We start from the raw sequence: 18,557 nt of genomic DNA, 5'->3' as shown, positions 1-18,557 counted from the left end.
GCTCCGAAGGCTGCAAGTATAAGAGAGCTTGCGAGTATCGCTGTTCCTACGACCTGAGTGCGTCTCATAATCCTTGTCACTTTGGCTTTTTGGGGAGACGGCGTTGATGCCAATCAGTTCTGCTCGACAGTTTCAACACGGCCGTCTCGCCAGCGGTAAACCAGAAAGCCAGGAGCCGCATTGTCTCCCTTTGCATCGAACCGGACTGGCCCAATGACTGTATCGATCTGCCGTGAACGAAGTGCGTTGGCCACGCGTGCAGCATTGAAAGAGCCGGTCCGGTTCACCGCCTCTGCCCATGCTTGCACGGCTGCATAGGCGTAAAGCGTATAGCCTTCGGCAGACAGGTTGGATGCCTTGAGTTCGGCCACCACGCCGGCCGCATTGGCATTCGCGGCTGGGTCCGGCATGAAGGTGAACAACGTGCCAGTTCCAGCGCTGCCAGTAATGGCCCAGAACTCAGAGGTCATCAACGGATCGTTCGCCATGACGATGAGCGCCGCTCTTGCTTCTGACGCCTGGCGTACAAACAATCCGATTTCGGTATGATAGCCGCCGATATAGGCGACGCGCACCCGATCCTTCTTCATTCTTGAGACCAGCGCCCTGTAATCCTTTTCACCGGCTACATAGCTCTGCCGAATGACTTGTTCGCCGAAGTTCCGAAGATAGGCTTCGACCACGTCGGCGATACCTTTGCCTGCGGTGCTTTTGTCGTCGAGCACCGCTATCTTGTCGTTAGGGTAGTTCCGGTGAATGTACTCGGCGGCAACGATGCCCTGTTGGTCGTCGCGGCCGCAGATCCGAAAGACACTTGCAAGGCCGCGTTCTGTTAGCTGAGGATTTGTCGAGCCGGGTGACACCTGGATGATGCCTGCTTCGGCGTAAATCTCGGAGGCCGGGATCGACGAAGACGAACAGAAATGGCCAACGACCAAGCTGACCCGCTCTGTTGCGAGTTTATTGGCGACTGCGACAGCTTGCTTCGGGTCGCAAGCGTCGTCGGCGACACTCAAGATCACCTTGGTATCGAGAAGTAGGCCAGAAGCGTTCAACGCCTCGACCGCCGCAGCTGCACCATCGCGCATTTGCGCGCCCATCGCAGCGCTGCTTCCGCTCATTGGGCCAGCCACGGCAATATTGACCTCTGCGCCGCGCGCAACCGAGGCGAGAGTGCAGAAGAGAAGCGCTGCACTCGCAGCAGAAGCACAACGTCTATTCAACATTGCAGAGATCCCAGTGCTTACCTGAAGTGAACTGCCGGCAGCTTCGATCAGGCGTGCCTGCACGTTAAGGCTGTTTGCAAGGCGAAGCTTGCGTTCGGTCGGCCAGAGTGCGGCCACGATAGAACCTACAATTTGACGTTACGTGCGGTTCAAGGCCGTTTTCGAAGGGAGCCTCGATCAGTGCGTCAGGGAGCACCGATCGACGAGGTCATGACGATTGTCTGCTTGAACCTATAAAACGTTCGGCCCGCATCAGAGCCGCCGACCTACCAAGTATCATCGCGTTTTCAGATTGCCAGGGCCGATCGCCAAGGCCGCGCGGAGCCGGCCATCAGATATTAGTACGGCTGATCCTCTAACCCGCCAAGGGCGAGATCGAGATATTGCATGAGGCAGGGATCCCAACCAGCTAGGCTACGGGGGGCGCTTAATCGTGCAAGGACCTTCAGGATCATCGAAACGCGCGTATCGGCGCCGGCGATTTCGCTGATCAGCAAGCGTGCTGCAACTGCGACAGCCTTGGCCCGCTCCCCGCAAGGATGCTCGCCCCGATCCATACAATCACGCAAGTCGTCGCGGATCCGCCGCCACCGCTCCTCGCGATCGGCAGCTAACTTGCAGGTGCATCGGGACGTCTGACTGGGCGTCTCGACCCGCGACATGGCATTGAGGGTGGCAGGCAGCTCATCCACACTTACCTGGAGTTCACTGTCGATGGTCATGTTGCGCAAGCGATCTCGCAACAGAGTTGCTCGAGCGACTTGAAGTTCTATCCGCTGTAGATGCTTGCGCAGAAGATCGGGGAGTGAGGTCGTGCCCTCCATAGCCTTACGGATCTCAATAAGGGAGAAGCCAAGCTCACGTAACGCCCGAATCTGGTGAACCCGTTGCATGCTTTCGCGGTCGTACATCCGATGGCCGCCGTCGGTACGCTCTGAAGCTGCTAGGAGCCCAGTGTGTTCATAATGATGCAGCGTGCGTACCGTTACTCCGGTCGCCTCTGCAAGTTCGCCAATGCGCCATCGACGCCTTCGTGGTGTAGCTTTGCTCATGTTGCTCAATTTCAAAGCCTACAACCTGACGTCACGTGTGATTCAAGTAATTTCAAAGCTCTCGCTGGATCGTCTTTCATTCCAGCGCGAGAGTGGTGACTATCCTCAGAATGGCGTGGGATCAACCCTGGGGGGAAATGGTGATCAACAAGTTCGTCAAGCATGCCAGTTGAGTCTGGCCAGCCGCTGTACGCTCCAGGATGAGCTTGGCGATTGCTGTGCGATTTTCCGGACTTTGCATGGACGGGGGTAGCGCGGTGACCGCACTATCATAAAGGCTTCCCAGGATGGAAAGCTCTTCCGGATCGAACACGCCGCTGCATTGCTCCAACGTTCAGCTCCTTTGCTTGTCATTGTCGTGGCAGCGCACGTCGTCAAGACGTTTGGCTGCGATAGGGCCAAAAGAAGTCAGACCCGCGGCGGCGAGCGACGAAGATGCGATGTGCTCACAGGTGATGCGACAGGGCAACACGCGAGCGCGATCCCTGCTTCGACAGCGCGAGAGATCGCGGCCATGTGCATGATCGATGACCGGCACGCTCACGGTGTGTGATGGTACGACTGCGAGGAAGCTCAGCCTCTCCGTTCATCGGAGCCCCTACCGATTCGGAGAGTTGACGAGAGCAGCCCATGGCCCTTTCTGCTGTGTCGAGGCGGGTGCGGCCGGCGGCCCGGTGCCACGTACGTCGTCTCTCTAAGCAAGCCAATAGTCCGAGCCGCCCCTCGCGCCTTGAGCCGATTGCCAACGTGCGAAAGACCTACAGAACTCATCATGCTAGGCGTCCGCTGCGACAATCTTTATGGAGCGATCATGAATTCGAGCGAGGCGAGCCTAAATTGTCTGCTCTGAGACATTCGTTGGGATATGAAGTTCGCAGACCTTGCGAACGTCCTTACGAAAAACGGCGAGGCAGATCATGCGAAATCTCCGGCAGCATCTGCCCGTTCCGAAGCGCAGATGATGGAGGGCTCGTCTCCAGTCGCCATGCGGGTAGCCTCCCGCAACAATATCTCTCGCATCCACAGGCTTTCGGGGTCGCTATTGTGAAGCACGGGCCATTGGACCGCCTCAGCGAAGGCGGGGAATGGCTGCGGGAGCTCCGCAATGCAAAGGGGCATCGTTCTTTGGAAATGCTTTACGAGCCCTAACGGCATCGTCCCTATGCGGTTTGTGCCTACCAGCAGGGGCGGGATCATGCTGAAGCTCTGCACAAGAATGTCGATGCGCCGATTGAGGCCGAGATCGAGTAAAAAGGATTCGTCGACCGGCGTCTTGCGCGCACCTTCGATCTTAACCGCCACGTGGCGCATGGACATATACCGGTCGAATGTAAGAGGCCGCAGCAGTTTACTATTCGTGCTGCAACCTACGCAGACGAGCCTCTCCTCGAATAGGGCCGCCCTGGGGTGCGCGCTGGACATGAATAATTCCGGCAAGATAACAAAATCGACTTCGCCACGGCGGAGAAGCTCATCGCGCTCATCGGTGAGCGCCACCAGTTCGAAGCTGACGGCGGGTGCTTCTCGCGCGACGCGCTCCACGACATTTCGAAAGAATACGACTGTTATAAAGTCAGAAAGGCCGATCCTGAACCGCCGGTTCAGCCGAGCTGGGTCGAACACGTCCCGCGCGATAATTGAGAGTTCAATGTGCGTTAGAGCTTCGCGCACAGGGGCTGCGAGTCCTTCCGCGCGTGACGTCGGGACAAGTTCACGGCCCCTCATTCCAAACAGGTCATCACGGAAGTAGGAACGCAGCCGGGCAACGGCTGCGCTCATGGCAGGCTGACTAAGGTTAATCTTGCGTGCCGCTGCGCTGAGGTTGCGCTCGGTCATTAGAGCATCCAGCGCGACGAGCAGATTTAGATCCAGACCTTTGAAGCGCATGTCTTGTTATCCGGCGTGAACGTAATTGCGACGCCACCGCGAGCAATGACGGCCGCGTCTGGAGAGGTCCTATTGGCTCGCCCGAATGGACATCGTTCCAACTCACGATCGCAAAAAGACGCTCGTGAAATGACCGCAACGATGGAGAGCTCGGCAGTAGGCGGACCAGCGGCCGCCGCAAACCGTCAGGAGTCCCGAAGTTGGTCGGTCTCGCCGCTTCCGGCGAGCCACACAATAGGACCCGGTCAGTTGGTTAATGGCAGATCAACCTAGTGTCCGGCCAGTGCGGTGAGTTCGCCAAAGTGCCCAGTCGACGGCCGCGTAGCGCAGCGTTAGCCACGGCGGCGAACCTACAACCTGACGCAGTGTGCGATTCAAGCCATTTTATCGGGCAAGCCAAACATTAGTGTACTGGAGGAGGGCGTGTTCTGCCGATAGTGCCGGCGTCGCCTGTTTGCAGTGCAAGCGCGTCAAACCTCACCTGCGAGGCCAGGAGCTCACCACGGGCCAAGTCTTCGCAGCCGATCGCCGTCTCTGGCAGCTTCGCGCCAGAGACGTTGAAGTGACGAAATCGTCCGAGCACGATCGAAGGATCGTTAGCGTATTTGGAAGGTGGAGCGGCCTATGTCGAGCCTAGCAGCGCCTGCGAGTTGGAGGCTCCTGATGCATAGATGCCATGTTGGATGCTTCCTCCAGCAATATCCGCCGCATCCAAATGCTCGCCGGGTCGGTATTGTGGAACGCAGGCCACTGCACAGCCTCGGTGAATGCGGGCAGGGGGAGCGGTGGTTCGACGATCCGCAGTGGCATCCGCTTTTCGAAGTGTTTGGCCAGTCGTAAGGGCATTGTGCCGATACGGCCCGTGTCCAACAATATGGGTGGAATCAGGCTAAACCCCTGCACAACGATCTCAATGCGTCTCTTGACGCCGTGCTCAAGCAAAAACCATTCTTCGAGGTTTGGTCTGAGCGCGCGTCCGAACTTCGCCGCAACGTGCCCCATCGAAATGTATTTCTCGAACGTAAGCTGCCGGGAGAGCTGCTTGTTCGCGCGGCATCCCACGCATACGAGGGTCTCGTCGAACAGCGTCGCCTTAGGATGCGCGCTCGACATGAACAGTTCCGGCAGAATCAGAAAGTCGACCTCGCCCCGGCGGAGCAGCTCATCGGGTTCATCGGAAAATGGCAGCAATTCGAAGCGCACCGCGGGAGCTTCCTGTGCAATGCGGTCCACAATTTTGCGGAAAAAGACGATGGTCATGAAATCGGAGAGAATGAACCTGAAGCGTCGGCTCGACTGAGTAGGGTCGAACGCGTCCCGCGATATGATCGAGAGTTGGATGTGCAGCAGGGCCTCGCGAACCGGACCTGCAAGCGCCTCCGCGCCAGGCGTGGGGACGAGCTCGCGACCTCTCATGGTAAATAGTTCATCGCGGAAATAGCTGCGCAGCCGCGCGATCGCAGCGCTCATAGCGGGCTGGCTCAGGTGAATTTTGCGCGCCGCCGCTGTGAGGTTTCGCTCCGTCATCAGAGCATCGAGCGCAACGAGAAGGTTTAGATCAAGTCCCTTGAACCGCATGTTCTGAGTCTATCCATCATGTGGATGTGTTCCATCGGAACAATCGATTTTACCAAACTGGGGGATGTTGAATAGCAAACATCAGTTTGGAAAAGTAATCGGTCGTACCACGATGGCTGCTGCTCATTCACGCCGGCTCAGAGAAAAAGTACTCGACGTGCGAGCAGCGGGCGCATTCGTCTCGAAGATGGCGATGGTCGGTCCGCGCGAGCCGCGTCGCTTCTTCTCCGTGCGAAGCGCGCTCGCTGGAGATGCCAGGCCGATCTGCGTAAACCTTGGTATGCGCGTTCCATCCGTTTCCATATTGGAGGTTTACCCGCGTACACTTGAGAGCGCGTTTAGCCGCATTCTAGTGTCCCGAAAGAGCGGCAGACGCAGATTGCGGATGTCAAGTAATTCAGGCGGCTCCCAAATAGCTCGCCTGTCCACCGCATTTCAGGGCGTGTCGAAGATGCATGAGAACCAGCTTGATTTGATGCCACTCGGATGCGCCCTCGATGAGGCTCCGCGGATCGAAGGCCTGCCCTTAGACGTCAAAACGTCGACAGCGATGCGAGCCGAGGCGGAAAAGCTCCGTGGGGCAGACAGAGTGTGGCTAGTCCAATCGCCTCGTCGGCATCTTCCGGGATATCTCGCGCGGGGCATTGGCCGAATGACGAGTCCGAACCATGAGATCGCTTCGTCGCGAGCGAAGCCGCACGGCGCGGTGGAGTCGAGAAGTGCCGCGCTCTCGGCGGGTCGTGGCAGCGCATTTGAGTGTTGATCAGCGGTTCGGCGATTAGGGAGTTCACGTGACCATCTCCGCTCATAATTCAACTGGCGCAAAGAAACCCGCCATGAACATTGCCGTATCACGAACGGAAGATCCTTCTGCACGCACTCAAGTGCAGTGGAGCCGTCGCTGGGAAAGCGAATTGCAGCTCAGCGATCATGCCGAACTCGCCGAGTTCTTCCGCAACAGTTACGGGCCGACCGGTGCGTTCAATGCGCAGCCATTTGAAGGCAACCGAAGTTGGGCCGGGGCGAGGCCCGAGGTCCGCATTATCGGTTATGACGCGCGCGGGGTAGCCGCTCATGTCGGGCTACTACGCCGTTTCATCAAGATTGGTGGGGTCGATCTACTCGTTGCCGAGCTCGGCTTGTATGCGGTGCGCCCGGACCTCGAAGGACAGGGAATCAGCCACGCAATGCGCGTGACGTATCCGATACTGCATGAGCTTGGGGTTCCATTCGGTTTTGGTACGGTTCGGCCTGCGCTTGCGAAACATATGACCCGACTGGTCGCAAGGCAGGGGCTCGCCACCCTGATGTCTGGCATTCGCGTCCGCTCCACGCATCCGGACGTCTACCCCAATCTGTCGCCGATCCGCATCGAAGACGTGATCGTGGTGGTTTTCCCGGTTGGACGCGCGATAAGCGAGTGGCCCGCCGGGACGATAATCGATCGGAACGGACCTGAGTTGTGAAAGAGCGTTTCCCCCTATCCGCTGTCCGTTGCGACTATGCTGACGTGACCGGAAGTCGCCCCGTCTATTTAACCTTTGATGATGGGCCCAATCCATTTTGCACGCCAGAGGTGCTCGATGTCCTGGCGAAACATCAAGCTCCGGCGACGTTCTTCGTGATTGGCACATATGCGGCCGAACAACCTGAACTCATTCGGCGAATGATCGCGGAAGGGCACGAGGTTGCGAACCACACGATGACGCATCCGGATCTATCCAGATGCGGACCAGCGGAGGTGCGCGACGAAGTGCTGACGGCGAGCGAGGCGATCCGTTCGGCGTGCCCGCAGGCTTCGCCCAGACACATGCGGGCACCTTACGGCATGTGGACACAAGAGGTGCTCTCTGCGTCAGCGAGCGCTGGTCTCACAGCTGTGCACTGGTCGGTCGATCCCAGAGATTGGTCACGCCCCGGGGTTGATCGAATTGTGAATTCAGTACTGGCGACCGTTCGCCCGGGAGCAATTGTGCTCCTGCACGATGGATATCCGCCTGATGAGGAGCGACTTTGCACTGCTGCCACGCTGCGTGATCAGACCACGATGGCGCTGTCACATCTGATCCCAGCACTACAACGGCGCGGGTTTGTAATCCGTCCACTCCCTCAACTTCACTGAACAGAACCAACATCCTATGGACCTGCTCGCTACAACCAGTGCTGCCGCTGTTTCGTCTTATGCGCTGCTCTCGACGATATACAAGAGCGCGCAAGCGCTATATGCCCAACCGGCGACGAACCCATCGCTGCAGGACAACCTGGGACGATCGGAGGCGGTCCTTCCCAGTGTAGACGTCATCGTACCATGCTTCAACGAGGATCCAGTCACGCTCGCCCAATGTCTGGAGTCGCTTGCGAGTCAAGACTACACGGGAAAGCTACAGGTCTATGTGGTCGACGACGGATCTGCAAATCGCGACCTTGTCGCGCCTATACACAAAATCTATGCGAACGATTCGAGGTTCAGCATCATCTTGTTGGCAAAGAACGTCGGAAAGCGCAAGGCCCAGATCGCCGCAATACGCAGCTCATCCGGTGACCTGGTCCTCAACGTCGACTCGGATACGATACTTGCCGCTGACGTCGTTACCAAGCTCGTATTGAAGATGCATGACCCGCAAATCGGTGCGGCCATGGGTCAGTTGATAGCGAGCAATCGCAGCCAAACCTGGCTGACCAGGCTGATCGATATGGAATACTGGCTGGCATGCAACGAAGAGCGCGCGGCGCAGGCGCGTTTCGGTGCCGTCATGTGCTGCTGCGGCCCATGTGCCATGTATCGTCGCTCCGCGCTCGCCTTGCTTCTTGATCAATACGAGGCGCAATTCTTTCGCGGCAAGCCGAGCGATTTCGGCGAGGATCGCCATCTAACGATCCTCATGCTCAAGGCGGGATTTCGAACCGAATACGTCTCGGACGCGATCGCAGCAACAGTCGTCCCGGACCGCCTAGGGCCATATCTACGTCAGCAACTCCGCTGGGCGCGCAGTACCTTCCGGGATACGTTCCTTGCACTGCGCCTGCTGCCGGAGCTCGATGGCTATCTGACGCTAGACGTTATCGGCCAAAATCTCGGCCCGTTGCTTCTCGCCCTGTCATCACTGGCAGCGCTTGCACAGCTCCTGATCGTCGGTTCTGTGCCCTGGTGGACGGGATTGACGATTGCAGCAATGACAATGGTCCGGTGCAGTGTGGCGGCCCTTCGTGCGCGCGAATTGCGCTTTCTCGGCTTCTCGCTCCACACACCGATCAATATCTTTCTCTTACTTCCATTGAAGGCCTATGCGCTTTGTACATTGAGCAACAGCGATTGGCTATCGCGCAAGGTCACCAATGTGCCGGCCGAAGGGGAAAAGCAGTCTGTCATCCTGCACCCGACCGCTGGACGAAGTGCTGCGAGCAAATGGGGAATGTCTGGAACAATTCGCAAGGCGGGGTTGTCGTCCAGTGAATCGAGCCTGACGGCAACGAAGAGTGCTTGCGCTCACGATCGTTCGACGGCCTGCAAGTAGGTGATTGGCTCATGAGTCCGGACGCAAGTCACCAGCTATTAGAGCGAGAGTTGGCTGTCGACGACCCATGGCGCCTCGACAGTAGTTCTTTCGAGCAGGAGCGATACGCACAAATGCTTCGGATGTCGCGTTGCAATGGAAATGTTGCGCGTGCCCTCGAAGTTGGATGTGCAGCCGGCGCATTCACCGACATGCTGGCGCCGCTATGCGAGCGACTCACCGTGGTCGACGTCATGCCGCAGGCCATCGAGCGAGCGCGACGACGGACGTCGAAGCGGTCAAATATCACGTGGGTGGTCTGCGACATTCAGCGATTCTCAACCACTGAGCAGTTCGATTTGATCGTCGTGGCCGAGGTTCTTTACTACCTCAAGGACGTTGTCGAGATGCATGCGGCTATCCGCAACCTGGTGAGTATGCTCGCTCCAAATGGAGCTCTGATTTTCGGGTCCGCACGTGACGCCACATGTCAACGGTGGGGTCATGCTGCTGGTGCCGAAACGGTGATCGCGCTCTTCACCGAGAGCCTATCGGAGGTCGAGCGACTGCACTGCCACACCGAATCGGTCAACGAAGACTGCTTGATCGTTCGGTTCCGAAAGCCGGGTCACTCGTCAGAACAATCAAACGTCGGTCACTAGACCAGGGGATCGTATGCGCATCTGCGGTATCAAGTTAACACATGACGGGGCAATTGCCGTCGTCGAGGACGGGCGGCTTGTCTTTTGCACCGAGCAAGAAAAGTGCGGCAACGGTCCACGCTACCAATCCGTCGAGAATCTCGATGCAGTCGTGCTCGCCTTGGCGGAGCATGGACTGGATCCGCGGGATATCGATCAGTTCGTCATCGACGGCTGGGATGGCGAGATTGAGTCGCAGTTCCAGGTCCTAAGTGGCGCTGTGCCGATCGCGCTGAAAGGGGCGCCATATGTCGAGCGCCATGCTGAGGGCCTTCTTGATTCCGTCGACGGCTTTGGCCTGATCCTCGGAGGCAAGGTCTTTTCATATAAGAGCTACCCGCACGTCACGGGCCACGTCGCGTCAGCGTATAGCACCAGTCCCTTTGCCAGCGCGGGAAAACCCGCACTCTGTCTGGTATGGGATGGCTGCATCTTTCCACGTCTTTACTATGTCGAACCTCGGGGGGCGCGGCTCATTGCATCCCTATTTCCGATGATCGGCCATGCCTACGCCGCCGCGGGCCTTCACTTCGGCCCTTACAGGCAACCGAACCGCTCGAGTTGGGATTTGGGCATAGCCGGCAAGCTGATGGCTTACATCGCGCTTGGCTCTGTCGACGAAAGCATCGTGGCGGTGTTTCAGGAGCTCTATGAAAAGCGCTTCGCCGCTGACACCGAGCAGGCTCGTCGCTACCGCGCTGACATCAACAATGCGGAATCCTCTCTTGCGGCACTGCACGACTTCTTCGAGGCAAGCGCGCTGCGCCTGACGGACAAGCGAGCGGAGGACGTCCTTGCGTCCTTTCATGTGTTCGTGGAGCGTCTTCTTGTCAAGGAAATGGCGATGGTTCTGCTGCGACACTCGTCGCTTGCGGGAGCGCGAAATCTATGTATCGCCGGAGGTTGCGGTCTCAATATCAAGTGGAACAGCGCGCTTCGTGCGACGGGACTGTTCGATGATGTTTGGGTGCCACCCTTTCCGAATGACAGCGGATCGGCGATCGGCGCCGCTTGTGGCGCGATAGCGGCGCAAAATGGCTTCGGGCCATTGGAATGGTCAGTCTACAGTGGTCCGGACCTGCAGGACAGCGAGCTTCCGCCGGATTGGGAGGCGACGCCATGCAGTCTGCGTGAACTTGCGGCGATTCTCGCCGACAACAAGCCGGTCGTCTTCCTTTCCGGGCGCGCCGAGCTTGGGCCGCGGGCGTTGGGCGGCAGAAGCATTCTTGCAGCGCCGACATCGCCCGCAATGAAGGATCATCTCAACGACATTAAGCGTCGCGAGCACTTCCGGCCAGTGGCGCCGATCTGTCTGGAGGATCGGGCGCCAGAAATTTTCAGCCCAGGTACGACAGATCCTTACATGCTGTTCGATCACCAGACCCGGGCGGAATGGCGCGACAAGGTCCCCGCTGTGGTCCATCTTGACGGCTCGGCGCGGCTGCAGACAATCTCCCGCAACTCTCCGCACAAGGTCGCCGCGCTTCTCGTCGAATTTGAGCAACTCACGGGAATCCCGCTGCTCTGCAACACGAGCGCCAACCTCCACGGACGGGGATTCTTCCCGGATGCTGCCGCGGCCTGCCAATGGGGGCGTGTTGAGCATGTGTGGTGCGACGGCGAGCTTTGGACCAAAACGGTCGTTGAGAAGCCATCGTCCGCTGAACGACTTCTTTCAGCCTAAGGTGAACATGTCCACGGTAGCGATCGACCTTGCCGACGTGAAAAAGTCATTTGGCGACAAGGTCATCGTCAATGAACTGTCATTCTCGGTTGCGCGAGGAGAATGCTTCGGCCTGCTTGGGCCAAATGGAGCTGGCAAGAGCACGATTGCGCGTATGCTCCTCGGCATGATTTCGCCGGATGCAGGCAAGATTACGGTCCTCAATGAGCCTGTGCCGTCCCGCGCTCGTGTGGCGCGGGCACGCATCGGCGTGGTGCCGCAGTTCGACAACCTTGAACTAGAGTTCACCGTGCGAGAGAATCTGCTTGTGTTTGGCCGCTATTTCGGCATGAGCGCTCGCAAGATCGAGGAGCTCGCGCCATCGCTGCTCGAGTTTGCGCGCCTCGAGCGTAAGGCGGATGTGCGCGTCTCCGAGTTGTCCGGTGGCATGAAGAGGCGGCTGACGCTGGCGCGCGCCCTGATTAATGATCCACATTTACTCGTCATGGACGAGCCGACAACTGGTCTGGATCCGCATGCACGTCACCTGATTTGGGAACGCCTGCGAGTTCTGCTTGCGCGCGGCAAGACGATCCTCTTGACCACTCACTTCATGGAAGAGGCCGAACGCCTGTGCGATCGGCTGTGCGTGCTTGAGAGTGGATCTAAGATCGCCGAAGGCAAGCCCGACGCCTTGATCCGTGAGCATATCGGCTGCAACGTGATCGAAATCTATGGCAGTGATCCACTTCAGCTTCGTGAGCTGATCAGACCCTATGCGCGGCACATCGAAGTGAGCGGAGAAACTCTTTTTTGTTATGCGCCATACCCGGAGCAGATACGCGTGCACCTGCGCGGGCGAGCGAACCTTCGCGTTCTGCAGCGCCCGCCCAATCTCGAGGACGTGTTTTTGCGTTTGACCGGGCGTGAGATGGAGAAATGAGCGATGGGTGAAGGTTATGCCGCGGTAATGCCCGCTAACGCATACAACTGGATCGCGGTATGGCGTCGAAATTTCCTGGCATGGAGGAAAGTCGCGCTTGCATCGCTTCTCGGCAACCTCGCAGATCCCATAACAAATCTGTTTGGCCTCGGCTTTGGCCTCGGACTCATCATGGGACAGGTTGAGGGGACTTCGTACATCGCGTTTCTGGCGGCGGGTATGGTCGCGATCAGCGCCATGACATCCGCGACCTTTGAAACCCTATATGCTGCCTTTGCTCGCATGGATGCAAAGCGCACCTGGGAGGCAGTCCTGTTCACACAGCTCACGCTTGGCGATGTCGTTCTAGGTGAATTGGTGTGGGCGGCCAGTAAGTCCGTTCTGGCCGGGACAGCAATTGGGATTGTGGCTGCCATGCTGGGTTATGCATCCTGGACGTCCATTTTCTGTGCGATACCAACAGTCGCCCTTACTGGCTTTGTCTTTGCTAGCCTCGCAATGGTCGTCATAGCTCTTGCGCCAACTTACGACTACTTCGTGTTTTACCAGTCGCTCATTCTTACGCCCATGGTGTTTCTTTGTGGCGCGGTCTTCCCGATAAGCCAACTGCCCAGCTCATTTCAGCACTTCGCCGGCTTGTTGCCGCTCGCGCATTCGGTCGACCTCATTCGTCCGGTGATGCTTGAGCGCGGCGTCGGCGACGCTGCGCTGCATGTCGGTGCGCTTTGCCTGTACGCGGTATTGCCCTTCTTCGTGTCGACAGTACTTTTTCGGCGGCGCCTGCTGCGTTGACATGAAATTCCGCAAAAACGCCGAAAAGTGAATTGATGCCACCTCGCGATGCTCTTTTGCGATAGCTCGAGGCTATTCAACCTGCCAGAGCAGCTGCTGCATGGCTTGAGGGTTATCGTACGTTCGCTGCTATCGCCCGCATGTGAGGGCGGCCAGGCCATCCGACGCACAGGGCGGCATCTGCATCCGACTGAGATCGGTACGTCGACGCTACGCCGCTGAAGAAACGCAAACTTGAAAGAACGCGGCGCACCAGGGATATCGCTGATATGAAGTTCTACCGACGTAGTTCGCCGGCACCGCGATTTCAGGCCATGGCGTCGGACGAGATGAGTGAGACGTCTGCAGTGACGTCTTCTGTCCAAACAGGAGGCCTGGAACAGGCAATGCAGATGCTTAGCGGTTTGAGGAATGAACGATTCGTAGTTTCCCGGCGGCGTACGGGGTTTGGCGATTGCCTGTGGTCACTGGCGGCAGCCTGGCGTTTTGCAAAGCAGACAGGACGGACGCTAGCCATTGATTGGCGGGGATCTTGTTACCTCGATGAGCCATTCACGAATGCCTTTCCAGTCTTCTTCGAACCCGTTCAAGGCATTGCTGGCGTGCGGGTGATTTGCGACGACGAGATCAATAAGTGTTCATTTCCGGGACCATTCTTCCCGGCTTGGTGGAATAAACCATCCATCGATTGCGTCTATCGCCCGGACGAGCAGATTTTCCGGGAACGCGACGAACTCGATCAACTATTCCAAAGTCAGAAAGATAGTGACGCTAACACGGTTGTATGTGACGCCTGCCTGATGTGGCGCTGCGATCAGGAGGCCGAACGAGAAATCTTTCGGAGTATCAAGCCACGACCTGAAATTCAGGCTCGGATCGATGCAATCTACCGCGAGCACTTTGAATCGTACAGCGTAATCGGCATCCATGTCCGCCATGGCAATGGCGAGGATATTATGGGGCATGCTCCCTACTGGGCTGATTCGGAGCGCGCCTTGCGACAGGTCTGTAATGCCATTGATAAGGCGAGGGGGTTATCCCACGCAAAACCCGTGAAGGCTTTCCTGTGCACGGACAGCGCAATCGTCCTCGAGAAGGTTTCGACTATATTTCCCGATGTTTGGACGATCCCAAAACGGTTCCAGGCACCTCAGGCCGGCCCATTGCACAAGGCCGGGCTCGGAGCCGAGGGCGGCTTTTCCGCCCTCATTGATATGTATCTCCTAGCGCGCTGCGACACCGTGATCCGTTTTCCCCCGACAAGCGCCTTCACGCGCTATGCGCGTCTCTTTGCCCCACGCGTTATAGAATTCGATTTGAACGATCCGAGTCGATTGATCCTGATTGAAGAAACCTCGCAAGAGTTCGTGGCTTCATGAAAGTCGTAGCCAGGCTGATCGATCTGATTGTCGCTTTTTGCATCCAGCAATATTGGCAGATCTTTTCGGGGCGGCAATTGTCTGCCCAAAGTGATGCTCTGTCGCCAACTTCCACCGCAGACCAGAACGAGGCGGGGTGCGAGTGTCTTCCGCTGAAGCTCGAGAACAATGACCTTAGCGTGACGCCGCCGCGTTAAACAGGGGGAACACGTCTTTGTCGTCGCCTCGGAAGCTCGCAAGTCGAAGCTAATCGGTGGTCGATCGCGGATGAAAATGCGAAAGGTCTCCGTTCAGCCGGCGAGTTCCCTCTTGGCGGTCGGCGCTCGCTGGCGCGGACGGGCGCTCTCGAGCTCCACTAGTCTTGAGGAGAAATTCAGTACGCCAGGTGGTGGTCCGCAACGAATCGGCGGGGCGATGTGCCAGCGCTGGACACAGAACAGGAGCCATGAAGTCGCATCAGTTGCCGACGAACCTAACGTAGAAGCTGGTGACGTCAGCTTTTTGAGTTGAGGCGGCTACTCACCGCAGTCGCTATCCTGATCTCTCGTTGCCTCGACGAGAGGCGTTGGCCATCTGCTGGTCTTCCGGTTGTGCGATCAGCAAGAGAGTGCGGCTCGTTGCCTTCTCGAAGGGGAATGTGCTTGCGATATTGCGTAGCTGATGCACCATCGCTGTCACAAGGCACACGCAACGTGTCTTGAACCCGACAAGCATTGGCTGTGCGCGACATTAGGACGCAAAACGGAAGCCGATTTACATGCATCGCAGTGGCCCAAATCCTGCTACGCGTGCGTCGCGCAGCAGGAGAGGAGGCGAGCGTGGGTCTGGATCTGCCAAATGACGATCTGATCAAAGGCCCGGTGCCCGAAGCAAATTTGGGTTGCCCCCTTCAAGCCCATAAAGCCCGTGTTCGGGGCGGAGAACAGAAGGTGATGTTACTCACCGGCGCATCGCGCGGAATTGGTCATGCCACCGCCAAGCTGTTCTCGGAGGCGGGCTGGCGCATCATTTCTTGCGCGCGTCAACCGTTTGACCACGAGCGATGCCCCTGGGAGGCAGGGAACGAAGATCATCTCCAGATCGACCTCAGCAATCATCGAATGCTGCCGCGCGCGATCACTGAGGTCAAGAAACGCTTGGCCGGTGCACCTTTGCACGCGCTAGTGAACAATGCCGGTGTCTCGCCGAAAACGCCCGCTGGCGATCGGATGACGTCGTTGACGACGTCAATCGAGATTTGGATGAAGGTGTTCCATCTCAATCTGGTGGCCCCGATCCTGTTGGCGCAGGGTTTGTTTGACGAGCTAAGAGCCGCGTCAGGATCGATCGTGAATGTGACTTCGATTGCGGGCTCGCGGGTGCACCCGTTTGCCGGCAGTGCCTATGCGACGTCGAAAGCTGCGCTTGCGAGCCTCACACGCGAAATGGCCCACGATTATGCGCCGCATGGTATTCGCGTGAATGCGATCGCGCCCGGCGAAATCAGGACGGACATGTTGTCGCCCGACACAGAAGGGCGTCTCGTGTCAAGTATCCCGCTTCGCAGAGTGGGAACCCCGGATGAAGTGGCCAGGGTCATCTTCTTCCTGTGCTCGGATGCGGCGAGCTATGTCACGGGGGCCGAGGTACCGATCAATGGTGGGCAACATCTGTGAATCGGCCGGCCTTGGCGACGCAGCTGACGTGAGCTGCAGCAGCGGTGCTTATGTTCTCCGCTGACGACGCGCACGCAATCCGCAAAAATGAAATGAATGCACACCGTAAGTTTACCGTCGTGCCATGAAAAGGTGTCATGGTTCTATGTCATCTCGTCAACACTTGGCGTTAGATCGAGAGTGACATGCAAAACGAAGCTCGCCAACCGGGACAAGGTACCAGGGAGGATGATCAAGAGAACGGAGCCCGCCTCATGCTGGATATACCTTCCTCACGTGAAAGACCTGCCTCGCAACCTGAGCCGGAAGGTAAGCTCTCGGGGGAGCCGTTGCGTGAGAGCGCGCTCACCGGTATCTTCGAAATATCGAAAATACTCACCGCTCCTTGTCGGCTCGAACTCACGTTGGCCAACGTTGTTGGTCTTCTGCAGTCTTTTGTGCAGATACGACACGGCATTGTCTCACTGTTCGATGACGACGGCATGCCGGACATTACAGTGGGCGCGGGCTGGAGCGAAGGCAGCGACGAACGTTACCGGATGCGACTGCCGCGGAAGGCAATCGACCAGATCATCGCGACGGACAGGCCTCTTGTCGTCGAGAACGTGGCCGCCGAGCCGGTATTCAGCGCTGCCGACCGGGAAGTGCTCGGCGCCTCTGATGATATCCCGGTGTCGTTCATCGGGGTTCCGATTCGCATTGATCTGAAGGTCGTGGGTACGTTGACGGTTGACCGGATCCGCGACGATAGGTCGAGCCTCGGGCTCGAGTACGATGCGCGACTGCTCGCCATGATCGCCAACCTGGTGGGACAAACAGTGAAGTTACATCGCTTGTTCGCCTGCGATCGCGAACGGCTGATGGCGGAGAAAGACCGGCTACAAAAGCAAGTACTAGAGCTCAGGCAACCGGCTCGGGAGCGCAAGAAGCTACACGCCCATGGGATCATTGGCGACAGTCCGGCCCTGCGCGGGCTGCTCGAGAAGATTGCGGTTGTAGCCAGATCTAACAGCACGGTTCTGCTGCGTGGCGAATCCGGTACCGGAAAGGAACTCGTAGCCAAGGCCATTCACGAATCATCGTCCCGCGCCAGGCGCCCGTTCGTTAAGCTGAATTGCGCGGCGCTTCCTGAGACTGTCCTGGAATCCGAATTATTCGGACATGAGAAAGGCGCCTTTACCGGTGCATTCAGCTCGCGCAAGGGGCGCTTCGAACTTGCTGACAAAGGAACGCTGTTTCTTGACGAGATCGGCGAGATCTCAGCTTCGTTCCAGGCAAAGTTGCTGCGCGTTCTGCAAGAGCAGGAGTTCGAGCGCGTCGGCAGTAACCAGACTGTTAAGGTCGATGTTCGAGTAATAGCTGCGACCAACAAGAACCTTGAAGAGGCTGTCGCAAGGAGCGAGTTTCGCGCGGACCTTTACTATCGCATCAGTGTAGTTCCCTTACTGTTGCCACCGCTGCGCGAAAGACGCAGTGATATTCCGCTGCTTGCCAGGGAGTTCCTCAGAAATTTTAATAACGAGAACGGCCGTACGCTGACTTTGGAGGCGAGTGCGATCGATGTACTGATGAACTGCGGCTTTCCGGGAAATGTCCGCGAACTCGAGAACTGCATCGAGCGTACAGCGACTCTGTGCGCCGGATCATCGATCGTGAGAAGTGACTTTGCATGCTGCCACGGCCAGTGCCTATCTGCGATGCTGTGGAAAGGCACGTCGGACGAGAGACCAGACCAACCCGCACCCATGCCATCGGTGCCCGCAAAGTCCACCATTCCGCTAGCTCAGCCGAGCCAGCCGACCCAGCCGATCCAGTCTGTCGGCGGCGAACTGGCCTCACTGGGGCCTCCCGGCACAGTTCTCGTTAGTGGCGCGAGGATAGCCGATCGCGAACGGGTCATTGCGGCCATGGAAAGATCTGGCTGGGTGCAGGCAAAAGCAGCGCGCCTGCTCGGACTAACGCCGCGCCAGATTGGCTACGCGCTGAGGAAATATGGAATCGAGATAAAGCGGTTCTGAACGACGACATCGGTGGGAACTGCTACTGCCAAATAGCTATAAGAGGACTATCTCCGATAGGCAATCTCATCGCAGTCTGAAGGAAATGGGTCAGCCCACGGGGCGATTTGGCCCCGAGCGTCACCGCGCACGCTTGCGGGTCTGCTGTCGAAAGGCGGGCTCACCTGGT

15 protein-coding genes are annotated in these 18,557 nt (G+C 57.9%); 11 read left to right on the top strand and 4 right to left on the bottom strand.

Annotated elements, in window-relative coordinates; translation table 11 throughout:
- Window positions 1-113: 113 nt before the first annotated feature.
- The 4 genes from P6U27_RS30115 to nodD1 all read right to left on the bottom strand — a co-directional run bounded on the left by P6U27_RS30115 (window position 114) and on the right by nodD1 (window position 5,743).
- The gene (locus P6U27_RS30115; protein ID WP_407193025.1) at window positions 114-1,343 is read right to left on the bottom strand and encodes a branched-chain amino acid ABC transporter substrate-binding protein; all 1,230 of its coding nucleotides are present in this window, start codon (window positions 1,341-1,343) and stop codon (window positions 114-116) included.
- A 221-nt stretch (window positions 1,344-1,564) separates the two neighbouring features.
- Window positions 1,565-2,278, bottom strand: a complete 714-nt coding sequence (locus P6U27_RS30110) for a MerR family transcriptional regulator (protein ID WP_209294518.1) — start codon at window positions 2,276-2,278, stop codon at window positions 1,565-1,567.
- A gap of 915 nt (window positions 2,279-3,193) precedes the next feature.
- Complete coding sequence (gene nodD2, locus P6U27_RS30105; RefSeq protein WP_407193024.1) at window positions 3,194-4,165, bottom strand: transcriptional regulator NodD2; 972 nt, start codon at window positions 4,163-4,165, stop codon at window positions 3,194-3,196.
- A gap of 633 nt (window positions 4,166-4,798) precedes the next feature.
- A complete protein-coding gene (gene nodD1 / locus P6U27_RS30100) occupies window positions 4,799-5,743 on the bottom strand; it encodes a transcriptional regulator NodD1 (RefSeq protein WP_122405191.1) in 945 nt (314 codons plus the stop codon).
- Window positions 5,744-6,579: 836 nt separating this feature from the next.
- Between nodD1 and P6U27_RS30095 the strand changes: the two genes are divergently transcribed.
- From P6U27_RS30095 to nifA, 11 genes are all read left to right on the top strand, one after another.
- On the top strand, window positions 6,580-7,209 hold the full coding sequence (locus P6U27_RS30095; RefSeq protein WP_407194498.1) for a NodA family N-acyltransferase: 630 nt from the start codon (window positions 6,580-6,582) through the stop codon (window positions 7,207-7,209).
- Window positions 7,206-7,865 carry a chitooligosaccharide deacetylase NodB gene (gene nodB, locus P6U27_RS30090; protein WP_407121520.1) on the top strand — a complete coding sequence of 220 codons (660 nt, stop codon included), beginning with the start codon at window positions 7,206-7,208 and terminating at the stop codon, window positions 7,863-7,865. Before P6U27_RS30095 ends, nodB begins: the two co-directional genes overlap by 4 nt.
- 16 nt (window positions 7,866-7,881) lie before the next feature.
- Window positions 7,882-9,258 carry a chitooligosaccharide synthase NodC gene (nodC, locus tag P6U27_RS30085; RefSeq protein WP_407193023.1) on the top strand — a complete coding sequence of 459 codons (1,377 nt, stop codon included), beginning with the start codon at window positions 7,882-7,884 and terminating at the stop codon, window positions 9,256-9,258.
- 11 nt (window positions 9,259-9,269) lie between these two features.
- The gene (nodS, locus tag P6U27_RS30080) at window positions 9,270-9,899 is read left to right on the top strand and encodes a nodulation methyltransferase NodS (RefSeq protein ID WP_407193022.1); all 630 of its coding nucleotides are present in this window, start codon (window positions 9,270-9,272) and stop codon (window positions 9,897-9,899) included.
- A 13-nt stretch (window positions 9,900-9,912) separates the two neighbouring features.
- On the top strand, window positions 9,913-11,622 hold the full coding sequence (nodU, locus tag P6U27_RS30075) for a nodulation protein NodU (protein WP_407193021.1): 1,710 nt from the start codon (window positions 9,913-9,915) through the stop codon (window positions 11,620-11,622).
- A 1-nt stretch (window position 11,623) separates the two neighbouring features.
- Window positions 11,624-12,544: a nodulation factor ABC transporter ATP-binding protein NodI gene (gene nodI / locus P6U27_RS30070; RefSeq protein ID WP_407193020.1), complete on the top strand. Its 921-nt coding sequence runs from the start codon at window positions 11,624-11,626 to the stop codon at window positions 12,542-12,544.
- Window positions 12,545-12,547: 3 nt separating this feature from the next.
- Complete coding sequence (locus P6U27_RS30065; RefSeq protein WP_407193019.1) at window positions 12,548-13,336, top strand: ABC transporter permease; 789 nt, start codon at window positions 12,548-12,550, stop codon at window positions 13,334-13,336.
- Window positions 13,337-13,605: 269 nt separating this feature from the next.
- Entirely contained in the window at window positions 13,606-14,715 is a 1,110-nt protein-coding gene (locus tag P6U27_RS30060; RefSeq protein WP_407193018.1) for a nodulation protein NodZ, read from the top strand.
- Window positions 14,712-14,912: a hypothetical protein gene (locus P6U27_RS30055; RefSeq protein WP_122405182.1), complete on the top strand. Its 201-nt coding sequence runs from the start codon at window positions 14,712-14,714 to the stop codon at window positions 14,910-14,912. Before P6U27_RS30060 ends, P6U27_RS30055 begins: the two co-directional genes overlap by 4 nt.
- A 621-nt stretch (window positions 14,913-15,533) precedes the next feature.
- Window positions 15,534-16,370: an SDR family NAD(P)-dependent oxidoreductase gene (locus tag P6U27_RS30050; RefSeq protein WP_122406867.1), complete on the top strand. Its 837-nt coding sequence runs from the start codon at window positions 15,534-15,536 to the stop codon at window positions 16,368-16,370.
- Window positions 16,371-16,555: 185 nt separating this feature from the next.
- Window positions 16,556-18,388 carry a nif-specific transcriptional activator NifA gene (gene nifA / locus P6U27_RS30045; protein ID WP_407193017.1) on the top strand — a complete coding sequence of 611 codons (1,833 nt, stop codon included), beginning with the start codon at window positions 16,556-16,558 and terminating at the stop codon, window positions 18,386-18,388.
- Window positions 18,389-18,557: the final 169 nt, after the last annotated feature.

The organism is Bradyrhizobium sp. STM 3566 (genome assembly GCF_045571445.1).
In the GTDB taxonomy this organism is placed as follows: Bacteria; Pseudomonadota; Alphaproteobacteria; order Rhizobiales; family Xanthobacteraceae; genus Bradyrhizobium; species Bradyrhizobium vignae.
This window is presented reverse-complemented; position numbering and strand designations above follow the sequence as displayed.